The organism is Novipirellula sp., assembly GCF_041583735.1.
GTDB lineage: Bacteria > Planctomycetota > Planctomycetia > Pirellulales > Pirellulaceae > Novipirellula.
The window spans coordinates 1-6,185 of the sequence record NZ_JBFHFD010000513.1 but is presented as its reverse complement, the minus strand read 5'-3'; the positions used below and the strand labels follow the sequence as shown (position 1 = coordinate 6,185).

4 protein-coding genes are annotated in these 6,185 nt (G+C 55.5%); 1 reads left to right on the top strand and 3 read right to left on the bottom strand.

The features are described from left to right. Positions 1–298: 298 nt before the first annotated feature. The 3 genes from ABX962_RS27105 to ABX962_RS27095 form a co-directional block, all read right to left on the bottom strand. Positions 299–2,188: an arylsulfatase gene (locus ABX962_RS27105; RefSeq protein ID WP_372724084.1), complete on the bottom strand. Its 1,890-nt coding sequence runs from the start codon at positions 2,186–2,188 to the stop codon at positions 299–301. 197 nt (positions 2,189–2,385) lie between these two features. Then, positions 2,386–3,522 carry a cis-3-hydroxy-L-proline dehydratase gene (locus tag ABX962_RS27100; RefSeq protein WP_372724082.1) on the bottom strand — a complete coding sequence of 379 codons (1,137 nt, stop codon included), beginning with the start codon at positions 3,520–3,522 and terminating at the stop codon, positions 2,386–2,388. 310 nt (positions 3,523–3,832) lie between these two features. Next, on the bottom strand, positions 3,833–4,978 hold the full coding sequence (locus ABX962_RS27095) for a substrate-binding domain-containing protein (RefSeq protein WP_372724085.1): 1,146 nt from the start codon (positions 4,976–4,978) through the stop codon (positions 3,833–3,835). Positions 4,979–5,207: 229 nt separating this feature from the next. Here ABX962_RS27095 and ABX962_RS27090 point away from each other — a divergent pair, with 229 nt between their 5' ends. Beyond that, complete coding sequence (locus tag ABX962_RS27090) at positions 5,208–6,110, top strand: sugar phosphate isomerase/epimerase family protein (RefSeq protein ID WP_372724080.1); 903 nt, start codon at positions 5,208–5,210, stop codon at positions 6,108–6,110. Positions 6,111–6,185 lie beyond the last annotated feature (75 nt).

The following is a 6,185-nucleotide window of genomic DNA, read 5'->3' as shown; positions in this document are numbered from 1 at the left end:
GGCTACATCGACAAAAAATCGCAGGGTCCTCCCGGCTCAAAAACTCTCTGGCGTGGGATGAGCCGTTTCTCGACCATCGTTGAAGCTTTCGTTGCATTCAAGCAAATGAGTTTTGGGGTATAAAAAGGCTTCCAGCCTGTCGCTTCCGAATACTCGTTTTCGTAGCGAAACTCGCCAAAAGTTTCGGCGAGGGGGGAAAGGGGAGCAATGCTCTTGTGAGCGTCCGATCCTTGCCGCGGGTTACCCGTTTCTTTACGGCCCGCGGCTCACATGTTGCTTGAGCTGCAATCTTGCAAAATTACTTTTGCTTGCTCAGACGCAAAAGTCGCACTTCCATCACTTCGTCGCCTGGGACTTTGATCGCCGAAAGTTTTAGCGGTCCACGCCCTTTGGCCAACGTGATTTTGCCAACATGCATCGGTTTGAAATCTTTGACGTATGATTCGGACCCGCGATTGGGTGTCCGGTCGGCTTCGGCGCCATACGCGGGAGGATCGTGGGCCTGGGTGACTTTGCCAGTCAGTTTTGCATCGCCAAAATCGAGTTGGTATTCGGCTCCAACGTCATCAGCAGCACACGTGTAAAAAATCTCGATGTCAAACGTTGCCGTCTCGGAAACCTCGATGTCCCACGTGATCGCATCGTCGGGGTCGCCGACCCAGTGAGTGAAGTACGAACAGTTGGGAGCTCGGCCGCTTCGCTGGACGCTGCCGTGTTCCACCCCGTCACGGGCTGGCAGCAACGTGATCGGGGCTTCGCCGACAGGGAACGGACGCTCGTCGGGTTTGACGAGATCGCCAAGTTCCCGGACATAACGGTCCGCAGTTTGTTTCATTTCGCGGACCACATCCGGGTGTTGTTTCGAGACATCAGTGTCCTGGCCGGGATCCGCGGTGATGTCGTAAAGTTTGCCTGCGGCGTCCATGCGAAATCGTTGATTGCGAACACTCACCCGCGGTTCTGGCGTTTTGCCTTTTCCGCCACGTGGCGGTTGGTACGAGATCAACATCCGATCGTCCCACGGTGTTGTTTCGCCGCTCAGTAGCGGAACAAGGGATCGCCCATCGAGTGGTTTCTTTGGCGAAAAAGAAACCGAGGCGAGTTCGGTTAACGTCGGCAGCAAATCAACTGCTCCGGCGATCGGTTGGATTGTCTTGCCTTGGACGATATGGCCAGGCCATCGCATCAGCATCGGAACTCGGATGCCGCCTTCGTCGATACTTCCTTTGCGGCCCTTCATGCCTCCATTCCAACGCCATCCGTTGGGGCCGTTGTCGCTGAAATAGATGACGATGGTATCTTCAGAAATCGAAAGCTCATCAAGCTTGTTCAGCACTCGGCCGACGTTCCAGTCGATGTTTTCACACATCGCCAGTGCCGCTCGCAAATGAGGCATGTCCTCTTGTTTGGGATTGCGGTTGTGCATCTTTAGCGGTCGATTGGCGACCTTGTCAAAATACTCGTCCGGAACCTGCATTGGCGAATGCGGTGTGTTGTAGGGCAGGTAGCAGAAGAACGGTTTGCCCTGCTTGTGATTCGATTCCATGAACTCCATTGCATGGGTCGTCAAATCGTCCGTGATGTAGCCTTTCCCCCGAGTGATTTCATTGTTGTGTTCGAGCATTGGGTCAAAGTAATGACCCCAGTGCCCCGATGTGAAACCGTAATACTCTTCGAACCCACGCGCATTGGGGTGATAGGGGAACTGGGATCCGTTGTGCCATTTTCCGAACGCGCCGGTGGCATACCCTGCTTGCTTAAAAATGTCGGCTATCGTGACTTCGTCGGGATTGATTCGCTCTTGGCCTGTCGAGACGCCTCGCACGCCGGTTCGAGCATAGTAACGCCCGGTTAAGAATTCGGCGCGAGTGGGGGCGCACACGGGACAGACGTAAAACCGATCGAACAAAACACCGTCGGTGGCTAGCGAGTCGATGTTCGGAGTCGACAGATTTGTATTGCCATGCACACTGAGGTCACCCCAACCTTGGTCATCGGCAAGCATGATGACAACATTAGGATGTTCCGCCGCCAGAGCAATTCGCGGTTGGAAGCAAGCGATGGATGCGAGGCAGATCAGTGCCGCGGCCACGAGCGTGGTAGCGCGGAAGCCAGTGCGGCAGTGATGCGGTTGTGGGGTGGGCATGCGATGACCGAGCGTCATCGTCGAGGCAAATGAACGAGTCATTCAGGATCCTCTGGGTTAGGATGGGGGGCGGGCGTTCTAGGCGCCAAATGGCAACCCCCACTATCGTAACCCACAACGGCGATCGAATCATCCTGCTGGCAAGAGAGACGCGATATCGATCCCGAAGCCCAAGTTCATTCAAAAGCCTGTGTCCAGCCCAAAGGCTGGACACTCACGAAAATCCATTCCTTGGATGCTTAGGTTGTCAAGCTGTACGACTTGTTGCAAGTCGTTTGGTACTTCCAGACGGGGTCCCCGAGAACGTCGAATCGGGGCGAAATACCGAGTCCTGGTTCGGTCGATGCCGCCATCCGTCCATTGACGCGTTGTGGGGCGCCGTCGGCGATCGACTGCGTCACATAGCTGTTGAAATCGGTTGATGTAAACAGGTATTCGGTCGGAGTGCTGTGCGCCAGATGCGAAATCGCCGCGGTGATGATGTCGCCACCCCAGCTGTCTTCGAGCGTCATTGCGATCCCAAGCGAAACGCAAAGATCACGAGCTTGGCGAGCTTTGGTCAAGCCGCCAAATTTACTGATCTTGATATTGACCACGTCCATGGCGCGATCGGCGACCCCTTTCAGGATGGCGTCCACCGAGTCGATCACTTCGTCTAGTACAAACGGCAGCGTCGTGTTTTGGCGGATGCTCAAACATTGTTGGTAGGTGGCACAAGGCTGTTCGATATAGACGTCAACGTCCTTGACCGCATTGACCACTCGCATCGCTTCGTGCATCAACCATCCGGTGTTCGCATCGGCAATCAATTTGTCGCCCGGTTGCAAAACGGCACGAGTGGCGCGAATTCGCTCGATGTCATCGTCCGCTCGGCCGCCCACTTTCAATTGGAATCGTCGATAACCTTCGGCGCGGTAGCTGGCTACGTTTTCAGCCATCTCGGCTGCAGGGCGTTGTGAAATGGCTCGGTAAAGCACAACGTCGTCGCCATAGCGACCACCGAGCAACGTGCTGACAGGCATTTCAGCCGCTTTGCCGAGAATGTCCCAGCATGCCATGTCGATTGCCGATTTGACGTAGGGGTGACCCTTCATCAAACGGTCCATCTTCAAGTTCAATGCCATCAGTTCGGTCGGGTCATCTCCGATCAAATGGGGCGCTAGCTCTTGAATGCCCGTTCGAGCGCCGGCCGCATACGCAGGCAGATAGACGGGGCCGAGTGGACACACTTCGCCAAAACCGCTAATTCCTGAATCGGTTTGAACCTCGACCACAGTGCTGTCAAAAACGTCAACGCTTTTGCCCTCGGACCAACTGTAGTTGCCTTCGTGCAGCGGAAGGTCGACTTGGTAAATCTTGATTCCTGTGATTTTCATTGAGAGAGGCTCTTTAAAGAGAACGCGGCATGTGAGTTGTGAATTAGCAGGCCTGTCGAATCATTCGGTTTGACGACACGCCGCCAAGCTAAGGTGTCTTTGTTGGGGAACGTTCGCCGAGGGGCCGCAAATGCGTCCAACCCTATAGATCAGGGCCTCCTCAGCATGACACTGTGCATATTCTAGCGGTGGTCATTTCAGGTTACTTGGCTGGAAAATCCCTCAATTGATCATTTTGCGCATAGTTCCACCGTTTCTTCACGCTCCTGCGGCAAAATGGTCCATCGAATTGGGGGGCTTGCCGATTGTATCAGCCTCGTTGCGTTATGGGCTCGCGAACCGATCTCCGGTATGCGGTGGCGGTCATGCCACAATGCTTTTTAAACAGCTGCACAAAGTACTGCTGTGTTGTAAATCCGCTGCGTTTGGCGATGCCTTCGATGCTCAGTTCGGTGTCTCGCAGTAACTCTTTTGCAGCCTGGATGCGAATTCGGTTGATTTCTTGATTGGGCGATCGTTGCAACAGCTCGCGGCACCCGCGTTCGAGTTGACTGCGCGAAAGCGGAACCGCTTCCAAGACGTTTGTGATTCGAATCCCCTCGCAAGCGTGTTGTCGGATGAATCGAATGGCAGCCGCCAGCAGCGGATCGCTGGTGGCGACGATGTCGGATGATTGCCGTGTGACAACGCCGATCGGTGGGACCAGCAGTGGGGTCGTGCGTGGTTTGCCGCCGCTCATCATTCGGTCCAGCAATCGAGCCGCTTGGTAACCAATGCGATGCCCGTCCAATTGCACGCTGCTAAGCGTCGGCGTGCTGATGGTCGTCAGTGTCTCGTCGTTCTCGACACCGACCACGGCGATCTGTTCAGGCACCCGGACGTCGGCGCGGCGGCATGCATCGAGGAGCCAACATCCTAGTTGGTCGGTACAGGCGAGGATCGCGGCAGGTTTAGGAAGCTGCTGGATCCACTGACACAACCGAGCCTGTTGACGTTCCCACTGGCTCGGTTTCTCCGTTGCACCGGATTGATGGAATTCTTCGCATTCAAACCCCGCGGCACTGACGTGATCGACAAAGCTGTTCCGGCGGTCGATAAAAAATTGCTCGGTGTCGAGGCGGTAAATGCCAAAGTGTTCATAGCCAAGCTCAAGAAAGTGGGACGCAGCCAACTTGCCGACGGCATGATTGTCGACGCCGACAAAGGGGAATCGCTTGGCAAGCCGGCTTGATCGAAGCTCGACGGTCGGTACTCCCACCTGAGTCACCGCACGCTCGATCGCCGGGTTGCCCGAACGTGTCAAGATTCCATCGCCGTCCCATTTTCGCAGCCAAGGAGGCGGTTCGGATTCGAGGTCACGTAGTTCGACAAACATTGACCACGATGCTTGTTCGGTGGCATAGCGTTTGACGCCACTGAGCAAGTCGCGCCCGTAGCTGCGTGAGGTTTCGATGATCAGGGCAACGCGGCGCAGGGCAACAGTCTCCTTTGGTGCATTCGGACTCAGCCTAATCGGCCGATTCCGTAACGCAATATAGTGTAAAAGAATGACGCAAAAGCGTATGCGTGATTCGTGCCGGTTCATGTTAAAATTGTCAGATCCTTGTCGGCCGGCGATTTCCCACCTCGGCTGATGCCGCACGCTTCTCCCCATCCCCACACCAATCCCCACCCAGAGTTCTTCGATGAAGCGACGTCAATTTTGCCAGCTCGCTGCGACCACTGCGACCGCTTGCATGGCATCGCCCTTGTTGGCGAGTGATTCCGCCGCATGGCGACCGAAATACTTGCTGGGCTCGTGTCTCTACGGTTACGCCCCAGTGGCCGACGTGGTGGCCGAGGTTCGCAAGACCGGCGCCAAGGCCATCGACATTTGGCCCAAAGTGCACGGGAACCAGCGTGAGCAGATTGATGCGATGGGAGCCGACGCTTTCGCCGAATTGCTGGCCAAGCATGACGTCCAACTTGGCTGTTTGACGCAGTACAAATTGGGACCGTTTCGTTTGCAGGACGAAATGCGTTTTGCAGAAAAGTTTGGCTGCAAAACCATTGTCGCGGGCGGTTCGGGCCCGAAAGGCTTGAAGGGCAGCGAGCTGAAGCGTGCCGTTGGCGAATTCGCCGAAAAAATGAAACCTCATCTCGCGGTTGCCGCGGAAACCGGCGTCACGATCGCGATCGAAAATCACGCCAACAATCTAATCGAGTCGCCTGATTCGATGAAATGGTTGATTGAATTGTGCCCGAGCCCGCATCTCGGAATCGCGTTGGCGCCGTATCACTTGCCACAAGATCCTGATGCATTGGCCGGTTTGATTCGCGAGCTTTGTCCGCGGATCGAAGTGTTTTACGCGTGGCAGCACGGCATGGGCAGCTCGACAAAACAAGCTCGTGAATTGGAGATGCAACAAATGCCCGGTCGTGGCGAGCTCGACTTTGCTCCGATCATGCACGCACTTGCCAAAGAGAATTACTCGGGCTGGACCGAGATTTTTATGCACTCGTTCCCGCGAGGAACCGCGATTGCCGACACGACCGCCGCCGTCACCGCGGATGTGAACCAGGCTCGCGATTACTTGGCATCGCTGTAAATAACCCGCAAACCCCTCGACCCCTTTCTTCTCTTTCAAAGTCTAGAAATGACCATGGAAAAAGTATTGATTGTG